Source organism: Amycolatopsis umgeniensis (assembly GCF_014205155.1).
Classification (GTDB): Bacteria; Actinomycetota; Actinomycetes; order Mycobacteriales; family Pseudonocardiaceae; genus Amycolatopsis; species Amycolatopsis umgeniensis.
Window position 1 is genome coordinate 1848688 of sequence record NZ_JACHMX010000001.1, and the last position, 20219, is coordinate 1868906.

18 protein-coding genes are annotated in these 20219 nt (G+C 70.2%); 3 read left to right on the plus strand and 15 right to left on the minus strand.

Features of this window, described 5'->3' with window-relative positions:
* Positions 1-31: 31 nt before the first annotated feature.
* The 4 genes from HDA45_RS08175 to nadA all read right to left on the minus strand — a co-directional run bounded on the left by HDA45_RS08175 (position 32) and on the right by nadA (position 4964).
* Positions 32-1201 (minus strand): S8 family serine peptidase, encoded by a 1170-nt coding sequence (locus tag HDA45_RS08175; RefSeq protein ID WP_184893357.1) that lies wholly within the window; start codon positions 1199-1201, stop codon positions 32-34.
* Positions 1202-1414: 213 nt separating this feature from the next.
* Positions 1415-2305 carry a carboxylating nicotinate-nucleotide diphosphorylase gene (nadC, locus tag HDA45_RS08180; protein ID WP_184893359.1) on the minus strand — a complete coding sequence of 297 codons (891 nt, stop codon included), beginning with the start codon at positions 2303-2305 and terminating at the stop codon, positions 1415-1417.
* Entirely contained in the window at positions 2302-3957 is a 1656-nt protein-coding gene (locus HDA45_RS08185) for an L-aspartate oxidase (protein ID WP_184893361.1), read from the minus strand. Before HDA45_RS08185 ends, nadC begins: the two co-directional genes overlap by 4 nt.
* Complete coding sequence (nadA, locus tag HDA45_RS08190) at positions 3954-4964, minus strand: quinolinate synthase NadA (protein ID WP_184893363.1); 1011 nt, start codon at positions 4962-4964, stop codon at positions 3954-3956. The genes HDA45_RS08185 and nadA overlap by 4 nt, the downstream gene beginning before the upstream one ends.
* Before the next feature lie 122 nt (positions 4965-5086).
* Between nadA and HDA45_RS08195 the strand changes: the two genes are divergently transcribed.
* On the plus strand, positions 5087-5722 hold the full coding sequence (locus HDA45_RS08195; RefSeq protein WP_184893365.1) for an NUDIX domain-containing protein: 636 nt from the start codon (positions 5087-5089) through the stop codon (positions 5720-5722).
* 40 nt (positions 5723-5762) lie between these two features.
* Positions 5763-6479 (plus strand): LON peptidase substrate-binding domain-containing protein, encoded by a 717-nt coding sequence (locus tag HDA45_RS08200; protein WP_184893367.1) that lies wholly within the window; start codon positions 5763-5765, stop codon positions 6477-6479.
* Between the two features lie 3 nt (positions 6480-6482).
* On the opposite strand, the gene HDA45_RS08205 is transcribed toward HDA45_RS08200, so the two are convergent.
* The 10 genes from HDA45_RS08205 to HDA45_RS08250 form a co-directional block, all read right to left on the minus strand.
* Positions 6483-7550 carry a M48 family metallopeptidase gene (locus tag HDA45_RS08205; protein ID WP_184893369.1) on the minus strand — a complete coding sequence of 356 codons (1068 nt, stop codon included), beginning with the start codon at positions 7548-7550 and terminating at the stop codon, positions 6483-6485.
* 45 nt (positions 7551-7595) lie between these two features.
* Positions 7596-8201 carry a DUF2567 domain-containing protein gene (locus HDA45_RS08210; protein WP_184893371.1) on the minus strand — a complete coding sequence of 202 codons (606 nt, stop codon included), beginning with the start codon at positions 8199-8201 and terminating at the stop codon, positions 7596-7598.
* Between the two features lie 117 nt (positions 8202-8318).
* Entirely contained in the window at positions 8319-8522 is a 204-nt protein-coding gene (gene bsaP, locus HDA45_RS08215; protein ID WP_184893373.1) for a biotin synthase auxiliary protein BsaP, read from the minus strand.
* Positions 8509-9525, minus strand: a complete 1017-nt coding sequence (bioB, locus tag HDA45_RS08220; RefSeq protein ID WP_184893375.1) for a biotin synthase BioB — start codon at positions 9523-9525, stop codon at positions 8509-8511. Before bioB ends, bsaP begins: the two co-directional genes overlap by 14 nt.
* A gap of 84 nt (positions 9526-9609) precedes the next feature.
* Positions 9610-10332 carry a dethiobiotin synthase gene (gene bioD / locus HDA45_RS08225; protein ID WP_343072027.1) on the minus strand — a complete coding sequence of 241 codons (723 nt, stop codon included), beginning with the start codon at positions 10330-10332 and terminating at the stop codon, positions 9610-9612.
* 108 nt (positions 10333-10440) lie between these two features.
* The gene (locus HDA45_RS08230; RefSeq protein ID WP_184893377.1) at positions 10441-12639 is read right to left on the minus strand and encodes a SulP family inorganic anion transporter; all 2199 of its coding nucleotides are present in this window, start codon (positions 12637-12639) and stop codon (positions 10441-10443) included.
* Positions 12640-12895: 256 nt separating this feature from the next.
* A complete protein-coding gene (locus HDA45_RS08235; protein ID WP_184893379.1) occupies positions 12896-15154 on the minus strand; it encodes a bifunctional SulP family inorganic anion transporter/carbonic anhydrase in 2259 nt (752 codons plus the stop codon).
* 239 nt (positions 15155-15393) lie between these two features.
* Positions 15394-16674: an adenosylmethionine--8-amino-7-oxononanoate transaminase gene (locus tag HDA45_RS08240; protein WP_184893381.1), complete on the minus strand. Its 1281-nt coding sequence runs from the start codon at positions 16672-16674 to the stop codon at positions 15394-15396.
* Between the two features lie 25 nt (positions 16675-16699).
* A complete protein-coding gene (locus HDA45_RS08245; RefSeq protein ID WP_184893383.1) occupies positions 16700-17902 on the minus strand; it encodes a cytochrome P450 family protein in 1203 nt (400 codons plus the stop codon).
* 25 nt (positions 17903-17927) lie between these two features.
* Positions 17928-18281: an SRPBCC domain-containing protein gene (locus HDA45_RS08250; protein ID WP_184905432.1), complete on the minus strand. Its 354-nt coding sequence runs from the start codon at positions 18279-18281 to the stop codon at positions 17928-17930.
* 124 nt (positions 18282-18405) lie between these two features.
* Here HDA45_RS08250 and HDA45_RS08255 point away from each other — a divergent pair, with 124 nt between their 5' ends.
* The gene (locus tag HDA45_RS08255) at positions 18406-19029 is read left to right on the plus strand and encodes a nucleoside/nucleotide kinase family protein (protein ID WP_184893385.1); all 624 of its coding nucleotides are present in this window, start codon (positions 18406-18408) and stop codon (positions 19027-19029) included.
* Positions 19030-19033: 4 nt separating this feature from the next.
* Here the strand turns inward: HDA45_RS08255 and HDA45_RS08260 are convergent, their stop codons facing one another.
* On the minus strand, positions 19034-20191 hold the full coding sequence (locus HDA45_RS08260) for a glycosyltransferase (RefSeq protein ID WP_184893387.1): 1158 nt from the start codon (positions 20189-20191) through the stop codon (positions 19034-19036).
* Positions 20192-20219 lie beyond the last annotated feature (28 nt).

Below are 20219 nucleotides of genomic sequence, written 5' to 3' on the forward strand. Positions count from 1 at the left end.
GCAGTGGTGTCCCCCAGTACGCCGCTGCCGCTCACGAGGCGCGAAAACGTGAAGGCCGCCAGCCCCGGCGCTTGCCCCGCCGGACCGCGGCCACGACCACACCCGCCGCGATGGCGACGGCCACCCCGACGATGGCGAGCACACCGGAGACCTTGTCCGCGTTCGCGCGGGCGGGGGCCGCCGCGGGGACGACGAAGGTGTCCGGGGCGACGCTCGCCGGCCCTCCAGGCCCCGGCGTATCCGCCGGGATGGCGGCGGAAACGGCGGCGTAGGCGTCGATCGCGCCCCAGCCACGCCGGGGGTCGTGTCCGCCGCTCGGGCCACGGTGCGCTGTCAGCGTCAGCCGGGCGACGACCTGCTCCGGCGACAACTCGGGGTGATACGCGCGCACGAGCGCGGCGACACCGGCGACATGCGCGGCGGCCAGGCTCGGATCGCTCACCGGCCACCGGTGCGCCACCGTCCCGCCCGCGCCCGCGGACGTGCTGACCAGTTCGGCGCCGGGCGCCGAAACCCCCACGTAGGAACCGGATTCCGTCTGCACCGCCTCGCCGGCCTGGTTGGTCGACCCGACGGCGAGCACGCCCGGGGTCGCGGTCGGATAGGACGTCTGACCCTGCTGCGAGCCCGCGGCGGGCGAGACGATCAGCGCGCCTTTCTCCTTGGCGCGTGAGACGGCGCCTGTCAGCGCGGGACCGTCGGAAGCGGCCGGGACGGCGATCAGGATGATCCCTGCGCCGCGGTTCAGCGCGGTCTCGATGGCGGACGCGAGCTGGCCGGGGTCGCCGCCGCCGTTCGCCTGGGTGTAGCGGATCGGGAGGATCTTGGCGCCGGGCGCGATCCCGGTGAACGTCGTGGACGGATCCGGTTGCGCGCCGACGATCCCGGCGGCGATCGTGCCCCGGCCGTCGCAGTCCTCGGCCTCGGTGCCCTGTCCGCCGACGAGCTGACCGGACGCGAACTGGCCGTTGCGGCCGTCGACACCGGTGCCGATCACCGCGATCAGCTGACCGGTGCCGCGCGACAGCGGCCAGATCCGCACGGGATCGATCAGCCGCTGCCCCCACGGAACGGCCGCGGTGTACGTGCCCGTCGGATTCGCGCACTGCTCGGCGACCGCCGTCGCCGGGACGGGAGAGCCGAGCAGTGCCACGAACGCCGCACTCCCCGCGACGGCACTTTTACCGGCAAAACCCACCATTCCTCCAGAATTCCCTTGTCACACAAGGGAATTCTAGTTTGCCAGTGGTTGCCATCGGAAGTCCTCCTGGGGTATTCGGCGGATCCAGGTTTCCGCTGGGCGTGCGGCCGTGAGGTCCTCGTACCGGGTTGTACTCGGGTCTCACGGCCGTGCGTCCAGCGGGAAGCTGGGCCGTCGAGACCCCAGGAGGACTTCCGATGGTGACCACTCAGGTCAGCGCAGGTCCATCCCGAGGTCGAGTGCGGGCGAGGAATGGGTGAGCGCGCCGACGGCGAGGAAGTCCACACCGGACTCCGCGTAGGCCCGCGCGACTTCCAGCTGCAAACCGCCCGAGGATTCCAGGCGCGTCTTCGGCGAGACCTCGTCGCGCCTGTCGACGGCCTTCGCGCACTCGTCGGGCGTGAAGTTGTCGAGCAGCACCTCGTCGGCGCTCGCCGCGAGCGCCTCCTCGAGCTGGGCCAGGTCGTCGACCTCGACCTCGCAGTGCAGCTCGGGCGCGTGCTCGCGGGCCGCGGCCAGTGCCGCCGTCACCGAACCGGCGGCGACCACGTGGTTGTCCTTGATGAGCACCGCGTCGCCGAGGCCGAGCCGGTGATTCACCCCGCCGCCCGCGCGGACGGCGTACTTCTCCAGCAGCCTCAGCCCGGGCAGGGTCTTGCGGGAATCGCGGACACGGCAGCCGGTTCCATCCACAGTGGACACCCAGGTGGAGGTCTCGGTGGCGATACCCGACAGGTGACACAACAGGTTCAGCGCGGTGCGCTCGGCGGTGAGCAGACCGCGCACCGGACCGCGCACGACCAGCGCGGGCTCCCCCGCCGTCAGCCGCTCACCGTCGTCGCGGGCGGCCAGGATCTCCAGATCCGAGCCGAGGACGACGTCGAAGACCGCCAAAGCCACCGGGATCCCGGCGATCACCCCCGCCTTCCTCGGCGTGAGTTCGGCCAGCGCGTGCGCGGACTCGGGCACGGTGGCGTTCGTCGTCGCGTCGGGCCCGTAACGCAGGTCTTCGGCGAGCGCCGTCGTGACGACCCGGTGCACATCCGGGACGTCGAGGCCGTGGTCGGCCAGCGCCTTGGTCACCCATCGGGAGAATTCGCTCATGCCACACCCTCCAAAGCGATCGGATCGGCCAGCACCGGCTGCCCCGACGGGCTGAGCCGGATGAGCTGGCCGCGTTGCCAGGCGTTCTCGTCGCGTCCGGGGAAATCCGTCCGCACGTGGCAGCCTCGGGACTCCGTCCGGCGCGCGGCCGCCGCGACCAAAGCCTCCGCCACCAGCGTGAGCGCCGCGTCCTCGACGATCCGAGGGGTCCACAAAGGACTCTCGACGACCGAAAGATCCAGCACCGAGCCGACGACGGCGAGCCCTTCTTCGTCGCGGCCGATCGCGGCATAGCGGCTCATCGCCCGCTGCAACGCGTCGCGATCGGTGACCGCGACCTTGGCGGGAGGTTCGAGCACCCCGCGACGCGGATCGGCGAGCAGCCCGGTGGCGAGATCGGCGGCGACAGCCTCGGCCACCCGCCGCCCGACGACCAGCCCTTCGAGCAAACTGTTGGACGCCAGGCGATTCGCGCCGTGCAGGCCGGTCCTCGCGACCTCGCCCGCCGCGTAGAGGCCGCGGACACCGGAGCGTCCGTCCACAGTGGTCACCACGCCGCCGCAGGAGAAATGCGCCGCCGGGGTGACCGGGATCGGTTCCTTCACCGGGTCGACGCCGATCGCCGCGCACGCCGCGTGGACGGTCGGGAACCGCTTCGCGAACCCGGTGATCCCGGTGGCGTCGAGGAAAACGTGGTCGTCGACCCCGCCGGGGGCCTGCGTCATCCGGCGCGTGATCGCCGCCGAGACGACGTCCCTCGGCGCGAGGTCGCCGAGCGGGTGCACCCCGCGCATCACCGAAGCGCCCGTCGCGTCGTGCAGGGTCGCTCCCTCGCCGCGCACCGCCTCGGTGACCAGCGGGCACCGGCCGCGCGCGCCCGGGGTGAACAGGACCGTCGGGTGGAACTGGACGAACTCGACGTCCGCGAGCTGTGCCCCCGCGCGCAACGCGAGCGCGAGGCCGTCCCCCGTGGCGAGTTCCGGATTCGACGTCGCCTGGTAGAGCTGCCCCAGCCCGCCGCTGGCCAGCAGCACGGCGGGCGCCCGGACGGCCCCGGGAACGCCGTTGTGGTCCAGGACGGTCACGCCGGCCACCTCACCGGCGGGCGTGCGGATCGCGTCGACGGCGATGTGGTGCTCCAGCACCGGGATCCGCCGGTCACCGGCCGTCGCGACCAGCGTCCGCTCGACCTCCGCCCCGGTCGCGTCGCCGCCGGCGTGGATGACGCGGAAAGCGCTGTGCCCGCCTTCCCGCGTGCGGGCGAGTTCGGTGCCGCCGTCGACCGCCGGGTCGAAGCGGGCGCCCTCGGCCCGGAGCCTCGCCACCGCGGCCGGGCCGCCCGCGATGATCGAACGGACGGCGTCCTCGTCACAGAGCCCGGCTCCGGCGGTGAGCGTGTCCGCGGCGTGCTTGCCGACCGAGTCGCCCGGTTCGTGCTCACCCTCCAGCACGACCGCGACCCCGCCTTGCGCCCAGCGGGTGTTCCCGTCGGAGACCGCCGCCTTGGTGACCACCAGGACGTGCAGCCCGAGTTCCTGGGCGCGCAGCGCTGCGGTGAGCCCGGCCACTCCGCTGCCGATCACCACGAGATCGGCAGCGGCCTCCCACACCGGATGGGTTTTCGCCTGGAGGGCGGTAACCGGGTCGGTCATTCTCCGCCGCCAGGCTGCCCGATCTCGATCATGCGCTGCACGGAAGCGCGGGCACGGGCGGCGGTCTCGATGTCGACGTGGACCTCGTCGGCACCCTCACGCAGCGACCGCAGCAGGGCGGCCGGCGTGATCATCTTCATGTACCGGCAGGACGCCCTGTCGTTCACCGCGCGGAAGTCGATCTCCGGAGCGGCCTTGCGCAGCTGGTGGATCATGCCGATCTCGGTGGCCACGAGGACCGACTTCGCCTTGGTGTCGCGGGCGGCGTGGACCATGTCGCCGGTCGAGAGGATCTTGACCCGCTCGGGGGCGACGGCACCCTCGCCCGCGAGGTACAACGCCGACGTCGCGCAGCCGCATTCCGGGTGGATGAACAGGTCGGCGTCCGGGTTCTCCGCGGCCCGCTCGGCCAGTTCGGCGCCGTTGATCCCGGCGTGCACGTGGCATTCCCCGGCCCAGATGTGCATGTTCTCCCGGCCGGTCACGCGTTTGACGTGCGCGCCGAGGAACTGGTCCGGCAGGAACAGAACCTCCTGGTCAGCGGGGATGGAGGCGACCACGTCGACGGCGTTCGACGAGGTGCAGCAGATGTCCGTCTCCGCTTTGACCTCGGCCGTGGTGTTCACGTAGGACACGACGACGGCGCCGGGATGCTCGGCCTTCCAGGCGCGCAGTTGGGCGCCGGTGATCGAGTCCGCGAGCGAGCAACCCGCCCGCGCGTCCGGGATCAGGACCGTCTTCTCGGGCGCCAGGATCTTCGCCGTCTCGGCCATGAAGTGCACGCCGCAGAAGACGATGGTGGACGCGTCGCTGCTCGCCGCGATCCGGCTGAGGGCGAGGGAATCGCCGGTGAAATCGGCGATGTCCTGGATCTCGGGGACCTGGTAGTTGTGCGCGAGCAGCACCGCGTCGCGTTTGCGAGCGAGGCTCCGCACCTCCTCCGCCCAAGCCGCGTCGGCGACGACGCCGCCGTAGGGGGTCAAGTCGTTTTGCAGGGTGCTCGTCATCGTTCTGGCCCTCCGGACCGATTTGTCCACTGCCGGTTTTCGCCTTACAATCGAAAACCGTGCGAAGTCATCTTAACACCCAGACCCCCCTCGCCCACGAGGTTTTGGGAGCGGTCCTGCAAGTGCGCTCGGACACACTCCGGGTCCTGCTGTGGCGGCGCGCACTCGATCCGCATCTGGGCCGCTGGTCACTTCCGGGCGGCAGGCTTCGCCCGGACGAAGACGTCGAGGCGTCCATTCGGCGGCAGCTCGCGGAGAAGGTCGACGTACGCCAGTTGAAGCATGTGGAGCAGCTGGCGGTGTTCAGCGCGCCGGACCGGGTGCCGGGCCCGCGCGTCGTGGCGACGGCGTTCCTCGGCCTCGTACCGTCCGATGTGGACCCGGAGATCCCGGAAGACACCGAGTGGCACGACGTTTCCGAGCTGCCGCGGACGGCCTTCGACCACGAGTCCATCGTGCTGCGCGCGCGGGATCGGCTCCGGTCGAAGCTCTGCTACACGAATCTCGGGTTCGCGCTCGCCCCGGAAGAGTTCACCGTATCGGCGTTGAAGGGGCTGTACTCGGCTGCGCTGGGTTACCGGGTGTCCGCGACGAACCTGCAGCGTGTGCTGTCCCGGCGCGGGCTGCTCCTCCCCACCGGGCACACCGCCCCGCCCGGGCGCAGCGGCGGACGTCCGGCGGCGCTCTTCTCCTTCGCGGGCAAGGGGATGCAGATCACCGACCCGTTCGCGGTGTTCCGCCCGCCGGCCGGGAAGTGACCGTCCTGCGAAGTGCGTGCCGTGCCCGTACCTTGAACGGGTGACCGAGCCGAGCGATGAGTCCACCGGGAAGGCGATCTTGCCGCTGTTCCCGCTACAGACCGTGCTTCTGCCCGGAACACACCTTCCTTTGCACATCTTCGAACCGCGGTACCGGCAGCTGATGGCCGACCTCGTCGGCGACGTCGTCCCGGACCGCGAGTTCGGCGTCGTCGCGCTGCGTTCGGCGATGATCAGGGAGGTGAGCGGGCTCGAGCACGTCCACGAAGTCGGCTGCAGCACGGTGCTGCGCGAGGCGAAACGGCTGCCGGACGGCAGATTCGACGTCGTCACCACCGCGCGGCGCCGGTTCCGGCTGCTCGAGATCGACCGCGTTTCCGCGCCTTACCTGATCGGCTCGGTCGAATGGGTGGCCGACGACAAGGTCTCGTCGGTGCACGGCGACACCGTCGCCAGGCTCGCCGACGTCGCCAAGGCGGCGCATCGGCGCTACTGCGAGTCCGCCTGGCACGACGACGACTGGACCACCCCGCCCGACGACGGCGACATCGCGGCCCTCGCGTACCGGCTGACCGCCGATTGCCTGCTCCCGCTGGAGGACCGGCAGCGCCTGCTGGAGGAGTCCAACCCGCTGCGGCGGCTGCGGATCGCGTGCCGGCTGCTGACGCGGGAGGCCGGGTTCCTCAGCACGCTCGGCGCGGTGCCGATGCCGCCGGGGGAACTCGGCGAGTTCACGCGCCCCTCGAACCTGAACTGAGCCCTACTTGCCGGACTCCGGGGCCCCCTCGGGACCGTCTTCGGCGCCGTTCCCGCTTCCGCCGAACTTGCTCCACACCTTGCCCGCCGCACCGGACACGGCTTCGCCGACGTCGCTGAACACCTTCGTCAGCGGGTCGGCCGAGCTGTTCCAGGAATCCTTGTAGGACTTCGCGGCCGACTTCAGGTCGTCGGTCCAGGTGGAGGACGGCGCGTCCGCGTCGCGGCGCGGGTACTCGCCGGCCAGGATCGCCCGGTACTCCTCCGAAGCGGCCCACTTCTGCAGCTGCGCGGCGCGCACGACGGCCAGCGGATGCGACATCGTCTCGACGTAGCGCAGCTTCAGGTAGCTGTCGCGGATGTCGTCGACCGATTCGTACTCCGCCGCCTGCTGCAGGAACGCCGGGATGTCGATCTTCGCCGGGTCGATCCCGCCCGCGACCAGGATCTGCGACCGCAGCGCCGCCGTCGGGTCCTGCGAGCAGAGCAGCCCGGCGCGGTCGCAGGACAGCTCGGCCTTGCGGTACCACTCGCGCAGCGCGGCGATGACGACGCGGATGCCGATCGCGCTCACCGGCGTCCACGACATCGACATCTGCAGGCCGATCAGCCGGATCATGATGGTGCGATACACCGCGTGCCCGGACAGCACGTGCCCCATCTCGTGCCCGATCACGAACCGCAGCGACGCGAGGTCCATCGCCTCGACGGCGGCGGTGTTGAGCACGATGAACGGCTCGTCCATGCCGATCGTCTGGGCGTTGACCTCGGGGCTGCGGGCGACGAACAGGTTCGGCACGCGGTCGAGGTCGAGCGTCTCGGCGCATTCGTTGCGCAGTTTGTCCAGTTCCGGATACTGCTTCGGGCCGACCCGGATCCCGGACGCGAGTGCCATGAGCCGCTCACCGCGTTCGGCGTAGAAACCCGAGACCGCCTTCACGACCTGCGCGAACCCGGGAACCGCACGCAGCGTGGCCAGCGCGCCGCGATCGACGGGGTGTTCGTAGGCACGCGGGCTGATACCCGGGAAGCGAACGGCGTTGTGCCGGGAAACCTCGATGTCGTCAGTCAAGAAAAGCCCCCTAGAGAAGTTGCCGCCCACCCTAGAGGAAATTCGTCAGCCGAGGCGGCGACCCAGGTCTTCCCGTCCGTTCCACGCGGTCAACAACGTGTACGCCAGCGTCGTCATCAACGGCGCGGCGAGCATGATCCACATCGACTCGATCTGCGGCGCCTTCGCGATGACGTCGCCGACGGCCGGTGCCGCGGCGATCTCGTAGCGGCCGTTGGCGAACGAGACGCCCATCGTCGTGCCCAGCCAGCCCGCGAGTGCCGAACCGCCGGTCGCGGCGATCAGCACGACCGGGCCGCGGCGCTCCCGCAGCAGCCAGGTCACGACGCCGATCAGCAATCCGGCGCCGAGCGCGAGAAAACCGTAGATCGCGAGGTCGTCGAAGCGGTGCCAGCTCTCCAGTTCCAGCGGCGCGAGGCCGCCGCGGTCGTTGATCACCCGCATCCGCTGCGGCGGCGCGAGCCGCGACCACAGCCAGGCCAGCGGGAAGCCGAGCAGGCCGGCCGTGGACAGCACGCTGACCGCCGGCAGCAGATCGGCCTTGATGACGACCTTCGGATGCGGGCGGCGCGGCTTCGGCAGCACGGGCACCGACCAGGGGTCGGACACGCTGGAAGACAGGTGTGCCGGTTTGCCCGACGTCTCGCCCAACCCGGACTCCTCCCTCACGCAGCTTGTGCAGAGCGTAACCAATGACGCCCCCAGCGCACGCAACCCGCCACGCATCTCCCGCATTCAGTCCTCTGGATGCGGTGGCCGCGCGTGCGATCAGCCGTCGAGTTCACCGTGACGGCTGCATCGGGCCGTCCAGCCCACCGGGGTGATCTGGACGACCATCCGCCGCGCGCAGAACGTGCAGTAGCGCGGCGGTTCGAGTGCCGTTCTCGGATTGTGGCAAGCGGGGTGTTCCGTACCGCCGTCGGACGGCTGTCCACAATGGACACAGAACGACGGTCGGTCAGAGGACGTCACTGATCGCCTTCACCGGCATCTTCAGCTCGTCGAGCATCTCCAGGTCCGCGGTGGCCGGGCGGCCGAGGTTGGTCAGGTAGTTGCCGACGATGATCGCGTTGATGCCGCCGAGCATGCCCTGCTTGGTGCCCAGATCGCCGAAGGTCAGCTCACGGCCGCCGGAGAAGCGCAGCAGCGGGCGGGGCATCGCCAGCCGGAACGCGGCCACGGTGCGCAGCGCGTCCTTGCCTTCGACGACCTCGTATCCCTCGTAGGGCGTCCCCGGCTGCGGGATGAGGAAGTTCATCGTGCACTCGTCGGGGTTCAGCTCCGCCAGCTGCGCGGCGAACTCGGCGCGCTGCTCGACGGTCTCCCCCATGCCGATGATGCCGCCGCAGCAGACCTCCATGCCCGCCTCGCGGATCATGCGCAGGGTCTCCCAGCGCTCTTCCCACGTGTGCGTGGTGACGACGTTCGCGAAATGCGAGCGCGCGGTCTCCAGGTTGTGGTTGTAGCGGTGCACGCCCATCTCGACGAGCTCGTCGACCTGTTCCTGGGTGAGCATGCCGAGCGAGCAGGCGATCTGGATGTCGTTGCCGTCCTCGCGGATGGCCTTGATCCCCTCGCGGACCTGCGAGAGCAGCCGCTTGTCGGGGCCGCGGACGGCGGCGACGATGCAGAACTCGGTCGCGCCGGTTTCGACGGTCTGGCGGGCGGCCTTGACCAGGCCGGGGATGTCCAGCCACGCCGAACGCACCGGCGTCGGGAAACGGCCCGACTGCGAGCAGAAGTGACAGTCCTCGGGGCAGCCACCGGTCTTGAGGCTGATGATGCCCTCGACCTCGACCTCGGGACCGCACCAGCGCATCCGGACCTCGTGGGCCAGCGCCAGCAGATCGGTCAGGTGGTCGTCGCCGAGCCGCAGGATCTCGACGAGCTGCTCCTCGCCCAGTCCGACGCCACGCTCGAGGACCTGGTCGCGCGCCACGGCGAGGATGTCGACGGTCTCCGGGGCTGTGGTCACGAGGCGGCTCCTGTTCGGGGTGGGGCGTCAAAGCAAAGGCACATCATCGTGCATGACCGGGCGCCTCGGACACAGCGACGCAGATCACTTCTGCGCCGACGCGCGGCCGACGAAGCATTCCGGGTCGAATTCCCCGCCGAACCACGGCGAGAGACCGGCCCTGGCCTGGGCGGCGAACTCCTCGGGTTCGGCGTCGCCCATCCCGGCGGGCAGCACGCCCAGCAGCGGCGCACCGGCCGCGACCGGCAGGTCCCGCAGGTTCGACACCGCCGCGAGGTCGGGGTCATCCGGCCACGAGCCGATGATGACGCCCGCCACGGTGAGGCCGCGTTTGGTCGCGACCTCGGCGGTCAGGGCCGTCGCGTTGAGCGTGCCCAGCCCCGCCTCGGCCACGACGATCACCAGGGCGCCGAGCGACCAGGCGACGTCGGCCAGTGAGGCGCCGTCGGCGTCGAACCGGACCAGCAGGCCGCCCGCTCCCTCGATGAGGGTCAGGTCGTGCTCGCCGTTGAGGTCGCTCGCCGCGGCGGCGATCTCGCTCGGCGAGAGCGTCGGCAGTCCCGAAAGCCGGGAAGCCGCCTCCGGTGACAACGGATCGGGGTATCGCCGCAGCTCACGGGTGGTGACCGGGCCGGCGAGGCGGAGCACGTCGGCGAGATCACCCGGCTCGTCCGGACCCACCCCGGTCTGCGCCGGTTTCAGTACGGCGACGCGTTGGCCCTGCCCGGCGGCCAACGCGGCGATGGCGGCGGTGGTGATCGTCTTGCCGACACCGGTTCCGGTGCCGGTTATGACCAGCATGCTCACGTGGGTTGAATCTAGTGGGTCCCGTTCGAGGAGGGCTGAAGGGGACCATCCCCGCATGCGATCGGGTGAAGGACGCTTTCCTCCCATCGCATGCGGGTAAGGCGTCCTTCAGCCCCCGGAGGTGGTCACGGCGCCGACCGGGGTGAACGACGGGCCGCCGTCGTCGGTCAGGTAGACCTGCGCCGCCCCGACGTCGAAGTACATCCCGGTCAGATGCAGTTCGCCGCGTGCCTCGGCCTCGGCGATCAGCGGGTAGTGCCGCAGGTGCTCCAGCTGCTGCAGCACGTTCTGCAGGGCGAGCCGGTTGACCTCGGTGTCCGGGCGTTCGCCGTCGAGGGTCACCGAGACCTTGCGCTTGGCGCTCGGCTCGGCGTGCTTCAGCCAGGAGGCCAGCATCGGCGTGCCGTCGGGGGCGCCGGTGGCCAGCGCCTGCATCGCACCGCAGCCGGAATGCCCGCAGACCACGATCTCGCGCACCTTCAGCACGCCGACGGCGAATTCGACGGTGGCGCCCATCGACGGGTCCGCCCGGCGGGCGGGCACCAGGTTCCCGATGTTGCGGACGGTGAACAGGTCGCCGGGGCCGCTCGTGGTGATCATGTTCGGCACGATCCGCGCGTCACCGCAGGTGATGAACAGGGTGTGCGGCGACTGCCCGCCCGCCAGTTTGCTGAGCGCGGGCTGCATGAGCGCGGCGGTGCGCCGCTGGAACTCGGTCGCCCCGCGCAGTGTCGGACCGCCGCGCTGGCCGGGCACTTCGACGTCCTTGGCCTGCCAGTCGGACCACGGCGCGAGGAGCCGCGGCACCGACCGCACCGCGTCGGTCCTGGTCAGGGTGGGGTCGCCGGATTTGCCGTTGGCGAACCACGGATGCCCGACCTCGTCGACGACCACCTCGCCGCCGGTGCGCTCGTGCCCTTGCTGCCAGTTCGAGAGGCTCTCGAAGGCGGCGTGGTCGAGGTAGTCGACGACCAGCTCGAGGGTCACCTTCGCGCCGTCAGGCACGGTTGCGAGCACCCGGCTGAGCCTCGGCACCGAAAGGAACGTCAGGACCCCTTCGACGACGACGCGCCATTCACCGCCGTCGCTTTCGGCGTGGATCCCGGACCACACCGTGCGCCGCAGCATCAGCAGGACCGAAAGCCCGATGCCGAGCAGGACACCGGTGAGCAGGTCGAAGACGACGACACCGGCGAGCGTCACCAGGTACAGCCCCAGGTCGCCGTGCTTGAGGACCTGCTTGATGTGACCGGGGTTCACCAGTTTCGCGCCGACGTGGACGAGCAGCCCGGCGAGCGCGGCCAGCGGGATGTTCTGGATCAGCCCGGCGAACGCGGCGACGAACACCAGGATCCAGACGCCGTGCAGGATCGCCGAAGCGCGGGTGCGGGCACCGGCGGCGACGTTGGTCGAGCTGCGGACGATCACGCCGGTGACCGGGAGGCCGCCCAGCGCGCCGGAGGTCATGTTCGCGGCGCCCTGTCCGATCAGTTCGCGGTCGAGGTTGGACCGCGGCCCGGTGTGCATCTTGTCGACCGCGACGGCCGACAGCAGGCTTTCCACGCTGGCGATCAGGGCGATGGTGATGACCGCGACGGCGAACGCGCCCCAGCCGGTGCTCGGGAATTCGGGGGCGAAACGGATGTTGAGCAGGTCACCGGGCAGGGTGACGCGGGGCAGGGTCATCCCGGTGGCGACGGACAGCACGGTCACCAGCGCGATCGCGGCGAGCGGGGCGGGCACCTTGCGGACGGCCTTCGGCAGCCGCGGCCACAGCAGCAGGATGCCGATGGTGAGCACGCCGATCAGCGCGGCGGTGTCGTGGTGGCCGACGATCTGCGCGGGCAGTTCGGCGATGTTCTTGAGCGCGGAGCTCTGCGCCGATCCGCCCAGCACGACGTGCAGCTGGCCGAGGACGATCGTGACGCCGATCCCGGCGAGCATGCCGTGGACGATGGCTGGCGAGATCGCGAGCGCGGCGCGCGCGATGCGGCTCAGCCCGAGCAGGATCTGGAGCGCGCCCGCGGCGACGGTGATCGCGCAGGTGGTCGCCCAGCCGAAGGTCGCGATCGTTTCGGCCATGATCACCGTCAGGCCGGCGGCCGGGCCGCTGACCTGGAGCGGTGAGCCACCGAGCGCGCCGGCGACCACACCCCCCACCACGGCCGCGATCAGCCCCGCGACGATCGGCGCCCCTGACGCGAGAGCGATCCCGAGTGACAGCGGGACGGCGACGAGGAACACCACCAACGAGGCGGGCAGGTCGTGACGAAGCACGGCGAGGGGCTTCTTAGAGGACACCAGCATGATCACCAGGAAACTGGTGATTTGTCCGCTATGCACCACCTGATCGAGTGAATATCGCCCTACAGGTGGGTGGCGTAGCCCACTTTTGGGCTGTTTCGTTGCCTTGAGATGTCCTCAGCATTTCGAAAAGCCTTGCGAGCTCCCAAATCCTGGGAACCCCGGTCGGCCGCCCGGCCAACCGATCACGAGTCCGTGAAGGCCTCCTTGAGGGACTCTGGGTCCCTCAAGGAGGCCTTCACGGACATGCACGAGCGACTCAGGACTTCACCGGGGTGGCGGCCGAAGTGAACGATCGGCCCGCCGCGTCGAGCAGGTACACGTTCGCCTTGCCGACGTCGAAGTACATACCCGTGAGGCGGAGTTCGCCCCGGGCCAGCGCGGCGTCGACGACCGGATACGAACGCAGGTTTTCCAGTTGCTGCACGACGTTGTGCAGCGCGAGCCGATCGGCCTCGTGATCGGGACGGGCGCCGTCGAGCAGCACCGGCCCTTCGCTTTCCCTGCGCCGCATGGTCGCCTCGCCGTGGCGCAGCCAGCCGCCGAGGTGCACCAGCCCGGTGGGCGCGTCCCCGAGCAGCGCCTTCATCGCTCCGCAGCCGGAATGCCCGCACACCACGACTTCCCGCACCCGTAGCAGACCGACGGCGTACTCGATCGCCGCTCCCACGGAGAAATCCGCTTCGGCACTGGCGTGCGGGACGAGGTTTCCGATGTTCCGCACGGTGAACAGATCACCCGGCCCGCTGGTGGTGATCAGGTTCGGCACGATCCGCGCGTCGCCGCAGGTGACGAAGAGCGTATGCGGCGCCTGCCCGTTCGCGAGCCCGTCCCAGGTCCGACGCAGCAGTGGCGCGGTCCGCCGCTGGAACTCGGAAGCCCCACGGCACAAGGGAACGCTGCCGCCGCGCTGGCCCGGCAGCTCGAGATGTTCCGCCTGCCATTCCGACCACGGCGCGAGCCAGCGCGGGACGACCCGGGACGCGACACCGCGCCGCACCGTCGGCACACCGGCCTTGCCGCGTTCGAACCACGGATGCCCGATCTCGTCGACGAGCACGACTCCCCCGGCCCGCTCGTGCGCGCGCTGCCAGCCGCGCAGGCAATCGAAAGCGGCGTGGTCGAGATAGTCGACGAAGAGTTCCAGTGTGACTTCCGAACCCGCGGGGACTTCGGCCAGGACGCTCGTGAGCCTTGGCACGGAAAGGAAAGTGAGCGCGCCTTCGATGACGACGCGGGTCCGCGCGCCGTCCGGTTCGATGTGGATGCCGGAGAACAGCATGCGGCGCAGCATGAGCACGAGCGCCACCGCGACCCCCGCGGCGACCCCGGTGAGCAGGTTGACGGCGACAGCGCCGGTCAAGGTCGCGAGGTAGACCGGCAGATCGCCGTGGCGGCGGACCTCACGGAGGCTGGTGACGTTGACCAGTTTGGCGCCGACGTAGACGAGGAGCCCGGCGAGGGCGGCGAGCGGGATCAGCCGCAGCGCGCCCGCCAGGAACAGGCAGCAGCCGAGGATCCAGGCGCTGTGCAGGATCGCCGACATCCGGGTCCGGGCGCCCGCTTCGAAATTGGTCATGGTGCGCACGACGACGCCGGTGACCGGGAATCCGCCGAGCGACCCGGCGGCGACGTTCGCGAGGCCCTGGCCGATCAGTTCGCGGTTGAGGTCGGTACGAGGGCCGTCGCGCAGTTTGTCGACGGCGAGGACGGAAAGCAGGCTTTCCAGGCTGGCGATGAGCGCGATGGTGAGCACGGCAGCGGTGATCGCCGCCCAGGATCCCGATGGCGCCTCGGGGACGAAACCCAGTCCCGGCAAGCCGTTCGGGAGGTCGACGCGCGGCAGGTCCATCCCGGCCGCGACGGAAAGGCCGGTGGCCAGCGCGACGGCGGCGAGCGGACCGGGGACGCGGCGCACCGAACGCGGCATCCGGGTCCACGCCAGCAGGACGCCGACGGTGACCACGCCGATCAGCGCGGCCTGGTCGTGGTGGCCGACGATCTGACCCGGCAGCGCGAGGACGTTCGCGATCGCGGAACCGTGCGCCGCTCCGCCGAGCACGACGTGCAACTGGCCGAGGACGATGATCAGGCCGATCCCGGCGAGCAGACCGTGCACGATCGCCGGCGAGATCGCGAGCGCGGCCCTGGCGATGCGGCTGACGCCGAAGAGGATCTGGACCACGCCCGCCGCGGCGGTGATGGCGCAGGTGGCGGCCCAGCCGAAGGTGGCGATGGTCTCCGCGAGGACGACGGTCAGCGCGGCGGACGGTCCGCTGACCTGGAGGGCGGAAGCGCCGAAGAGGCTCGCGACGAGCCCGCCGACGACGGCGGAGATGAGTCCGGCGAGCAGAGGGGCTCCGGCGGCGTGTGCGACGCCGAGCGAGAGCGGGACGGCCACGAGGAAGACGACGACCGAAGCCGGGAGGTCGTGGCGAAGGTTCTTCAGGAGGGTCGATGCGGGGTTGCGGCGGCCCGGGGGCCCGGTGTCGTGCTCGTCACCAACGATGTCGATCATGGGGGCAGGAAACCTGATCAGCGGGCAAAAGTCCGCTACGCAAAGGTTTCTCAGGTTTGCTTGTGCACCGGAGAACTAGGGCATAACGCACTTTTGCGACAAAGCACAGGCCAAACCTCCCGATCGGACTCGCCCGATCGCCTTACCGGGATCAGCCCGAGGTCACGCGCTGTACCGAGCGTGGCCTTTCCGGATTGCTGTGGCCGTCGTCACACTCTTTAGGCTGAATTCGGCCCGCTTCAGGCTTTTTGCGCCGCCGCGACCACGGCGGACGTGATCGTCGCGAGGTCCTCGGCGTCGGAGATGTAGGGCGGCATCGTGTAGATCAGGTTCCGGAACGGGCGCAGCCAGACGCCGTTCGCGGTGAGCACCTCGGTCGCCACCGCCATGTCCACCGGATGGTCCAGTTCCACCACGCCGATGGCACCGAGCACCCGCACGTCGGCGACCGAAGACAGCTCACGAGCGGGTTCCAGCCCGGCTTTCAGCGCGGCCTCGATGCGCGGGACGTCGGATTTCCAGCCGCCCTCGGCGAGGATCCCCAGCGACGCGTTGGCGACGGCCGAGGACAGCGGGTTCGCCATGAAGGTCGGGCCGTGCGCCAGCACCGGCAGTTCGCCCCGCGAGATCCCCTGGGCGATCTCCGGTGTGCACAACGCCGCCGCCATGGTCAAGTAGCCGCCGGTCAGCGCCTTGCCGAGGCACAGGACGTCCGGCGTCACACCGGCGTGCTCGGCGGCGAACATCTTGCCGGTGCGACCGAAACCGGTGGCGATCTCGTCGAAGATCAGCAGGACGTCGTTGGCCTCGGTGATCTCGCGCAGCGCGCGCAGATACGCGGGCGGGTGGAACCGCATACCGCCCGCACCCTGGACGACCGGCTCGACGATGACCGCGGCCAGTTCGCCCGCGTGCCGCTCGATTTCCGCCGCGAGGACGTCGAGGTAGGCCTGGTCGGGCTCGTCGTCGAACCCGCCGGGGGGTTTGGGCAGGAACAGCTGGTCCGGCAGGATCCCGCGCCACAGCGAATGCATCCCGCCGTCGGGGTCGCAGACGCTCATCGGGGTGAACGTGTCGCCGTGGTAGCCGCCGCGCCAGGTCATCAGGCGCCGCTTTTCCTTGCGCCCCACCGACTGCCAGTACTGCAGGCACATCTTGACGCCGACCTCGACCGACACCGAACCGGAATCGCACAGGAAGACGTGCCGCAGTCCGTCCGGGGTGAGGTCGACCAGCGTCTTCGCCAGCCTGATGGCCGGTTCGTGGGTGAGCCCGCCGAACATCACGTGGCTCATCCGGCCCGCCTGCTCGGCCAGCGCCGCGTCCAGCACCGGGTTCCGATAGCCGTGGATCGCCGCCCACCAGGACGACATGCCGTCGACCAGTTCACGGCCGTCGTCGAGGGTCAGCCGGACCCCGCTCGCCTCGCGGACCAGGAGGGAGTCGATCGGACTCGGCATCGGCCCGTACGGGTGCCAGACGTGTTCCGCGTCGAGCGCGAGGAGTTCGGCGGCGTCCATTCCCCGACCCTATGACACGCCCCCGTCAGCGCAGGCGCACAGGGAGGGTTTCGAGACCGTGGACGAGGGTGCTTTCCCGCCACCGCAAGGATTCCGGCTCGGCGTCCAGGCTCAGGCGCGGGAACCGCCCCAGCAGGCCGCGCAACGCGATCTCGGCCTCCAGCCGGGCCAGCGGGGCGCCGACGCAGTAGTGGATGCCGTGCCCGAACGCGAGATGCCCCGTCGCCGACCGCGTGACGTCCAGCCGGTGGGGTTCTTCGAACCGCCCGGCGTCCCGGTTCGCGCCGATCAGGGACACGAGCACGAACTCGTCCGCCGGGATCACGACGTCACCGACCGGCAACGGCTCGCTGGTGAACCGGATGGTCGCCAAATGGATCGCGCCGTCGTAGCGCAGGAACTCCTCGACCGCTCCCGGCATCAGCGAGGGATCGGCGCGCAGCGCGGCCAGCTGATCGGGTTCGCGCAGCAGGGCGAACACGCTGTTCGCGATGAGGTTCACCGTTGTCTCGAACCCCGCCACCAACAGGAGGAACGCCATCGACAGCAGTTCTTCGCCGGAGAGCGAATCGCCCTCGTCGCTGGCGTGGATCAGGCCCGAGAGCAGGTCTTCGGCGGGCCGCGCGCGTTTCTCCTCGATGAGGTCCACGAGGTACGCGTGCATCTGCGCCGCGGCGGCGCGGAGTTCCTCCGGCGTCGACCTGGCGACCATCGTGTTCGACCATTTCGTGAACGACGGCTGGTCGCCCGCGTGCACGCCGAGCAGTTCGCAGATCACCCTGATCGGCAAGGGAACGGCGAAGGCGGGCAGCAGGTCGGTGCGTTCCGCGTCGCCGATGCCGTCCAGCAGTTCCGCGGTGATCTGCTCGATCCTCGGCCGCAGGCGGGAAACGGTTCGCGAGGTGAAGGCCTGGTTGACCAGTTTGCGCAGCCGCGTGTGGTCCGGCGGATCCGAATTGAGCATGTGCCCGTTCAGCGCGCGGACGGCGTTGTCCCCCGCGGATTCGAAACCGTCGCGTTCGAAGAGCCGCCGGATCTCGCCCGTGTCCTTGTTCACGCGAGGGTCCGAGAGCACGGCGCGGGCCTCTGCATGCCCTGTCACGAGCCACACGTCCAGACCGCGCGGCATCCGGACCTTGCGGACCCTGCCGTCTTCCCGCAGCAGCGCGGAGATCCGGTGTGGCTCCTGGACCAGGTCCTCGGTGAGATTCTTGAGATCTTCCCGCATCGGTACGCCTCCCCCGGCGCGCCGGTCAGCGTTCGGCCAGCGCGGCCACCACCCGCTCGGTCACCTCGGTCCAGTATGCCCGCTGTTCTTCGCGCTCGTCGGCGCCCGCGAGCCATTCCTGGTGGAAACGGAACGTGGTCTTCTGATCCGTGCCGCTCACCGTGATCTGCAGGGTCGAATCGTGGTCCCAGTCCTTCGGCCGCCAGGTCAGCCGGAGCTTGTCGCCCTCGGTGCGACCGCGGATCTCGCCGGCCGTCCCGTTGGCCGTCTCGTACGCCGCGCCCGGCTCACGACCGAGTTCGGCACCCGGACCGAGCCAGATCTCCACCCCGTCGCGTCCGACCAGGAAGTCCCACACCTGTGCGCTGCCCTGCGGCACAGTTCGGGAAACCCCTACCTGCCAACCACTTCCGGCTGTCTTGGCCACTGCTTTCGTCACCGGCCCATCATCCCATCGGGTGTACCGTGCGACAGTCACCGGTCCGGGTGGAGGATCTCTGTCTGTGCGCTACCGTCCGATTTCTCCCGCTCTGCTGGTCTCCGAACTGACCGAACGCATCACGGCGATCACCGGCCGCCGCCGGATCGCTGTCGCCGTCGACGGCGCCGCAGGTGCGACCAACACCACAGAACTCGCAGACGCCCTGGTCGATCCCTTGCGGATCGCCGGTCACGCGGCGTTGCGGATCTCGGCGAACGACTTCCTCCGCCCCGCCTCACTGCGTTTCGAACGCGGCAAAGAGGACCCGGACTCGCGCTACAGCGACTGGCTCGACCTCGGGGCCCTGCGCCGTGAGGTGCTCGACCCGCTCGCCGAGGGCGGCAGCGGCCGGGTCCTCCCGTCCTTGTGGGATCCGGTCCGCGATCGCGCCACCCGTGCCGAACGCGTCGAACTGCCCGAAGGCGGCGTCGTCCTGGTGGACGGCGAGTTCCTGTACGGCGCGGGGCTCGCCTTCGACCTGAGCGTGCACCTGTGGCTTTCGCCGTCCGCGCTCAAACGGCGAGTGCCCGACGAATGGGCGCTCCCCGCTTACGAGCGCTACGAACAGGAAGTCGATCCGGTGGCGCTGTCCGATGTGGTGATCCGCGTCGACGACCCGAACCATCCGGCACGCTACGAACCCTGACCGCCTACCGGACCGCCGCGACCGGATCGCCGTCGAGCAGGCCGGAAAGCCTGCTCGCCATGGTGTCCCACCGCCAGTTCTCGCTGACCCATTCGCGACCGGCGGCCCCCATCCGCCGTGCCCGCACCGGATCGTCCAGCAACGCGGCCAGCGTCTCCCTCAGCTGTTGTTCGTCGCGGCCGTCGACGACGTGCCCGGTGACCTCGTCCAGCACCGTTTCCGGTGCCCCGCCGGAATTCCCGGCGACGACCGGCAGCCCGGTCGCCGAGGCTTCCAGGTACACGATGCCGAGGCCCTCGACGTCGAGCCCCTTCCCACGGGTCCGTGCCGGCATGGCGAAGACGTCACCCGCGTTGTAGTGCGCGGGCAATTCCTTCCACGGCACCGATCCGGTGATGACCACGTCGTCTTCGAGCCCGAGCGCTTCGACGAGGCCGGTGAGCGTCTTGCGGTACGGGCCGCCGCCGACGATCAGCAGCGCCGCGTCCGGGACGCGCCTGCGGAGTTCGGGCATGATCTTGATGAGCATGTCCTGGCCCTTGCGCGGGACCAGCCGCGATACGCAGACGATCGTCGGACGGTCGCCGAGACCGTGCCGATCGCGGATCTCCTTGCCCGCCGCCTCGTCCGGACGGTAGAGCGCGGTGTCGACACCGCACGGGAGCATCTCCAGCCCCGCCATCGGGCCGAAAGCGGCCGAGAACCGGGAGCGCGTGTACTTGCTGACGTAAGTGATCACGTCGACGGTGTCGCCGATCCGCCGCAACGCCTGCCGTGAGCCCGGGAGCATCGACCAGCCGACCTCGTGGCCGTGCGTCGACGCCAGCACGCGCCGGGCGCCCGCGGACCGCAGCGGCTGCCCCAGCAACGCGAGCGGCGCGGCGGCGCCGAACCAGACGGCCTCGCAGTCGCGGGCCCGCATGATCTCCTTCGCCCGCTTGAGAACGTCCGGCGTCGGCAGCATCAGGGACGTCGGATGGCGCACCACTTCGAACGGGGCGGCGGCGTCGAACTCGCCGTGCGAGCCGGTGCTCGATTCCCAGGACGGGGCGTAGACGACGAGGTCGTCCGCGGGCAGGCGGGTGGCCAGCGAGTTCAGGTAGTTCTGGATGCCGCCTGGCCGGGGCGGGAAGTCGTTGGTCACGAGCAGGGTCCTCAGCACCCCTGCAGGCTACTTGGCCCCCGACACG

Excerpts from the sequence above, each read along its gene's own strand:
- HDA45_RS08235 (WP_184893379.1), bottom strand. The coding sequence starts at position 15,154 with ATGATCGACATCGTTGGTGACGAGCACGACACCGGGCCCCCGGGCCGC.
- HDA45_RS08175 (WP_184893357.1), bottom strand. The coding sequence starts at position 1,201 with ATGGTGGGTTTTGCCGGTAAAAGTGCCGTCGCGGGGAGTGCGGCGTTC.
- nadC (WP_184893359.1), bottom strand. The coding sequence starts at position 2,305 with ATGAGCGAATTCTCCCGATGGGTGACCAAGGCGCTGGCCGACCACGGC.
- nadA (WP_184893363.1), bottom strand. The coding sequence starts at position 4,964 with ATGACGAGCACCCTGCAAAACGACTTGACCCCCTACGGCGGCGTCGTC.
- HDA45_RS08230 (WP_184893377.1), bottom strand. The coding sequence starts at position 12,639 with ATGCTGGTGTCCTCTAAGAAGCCCCTCGCCGTGCTTCGTCACGACCTG.
- HDA45_RS08245 (WP_184893383.1), bottom strand. The coding sequence starts at position 17,902 with ATGCGGGAAGATCTCAAGAATCTCACCGAGGACCTGGTCCAGGAGCCA.
- HDA45_RS08185 (WP_184893361.1), bottom strand. The coding sequence starts at position 3,957 with ATGACCGACCCGGTTACCGCCCTCCAGGCGAAAACCCATCCGGTGTGG.
- HDA45_RS08240 (WP_184893381.1), bottom strand. The coding sequence starts at position 16,674 with ATGGACGCCGCCGAACTCCTCGCGCTCGACGCGGAACACGTCTGGCAC.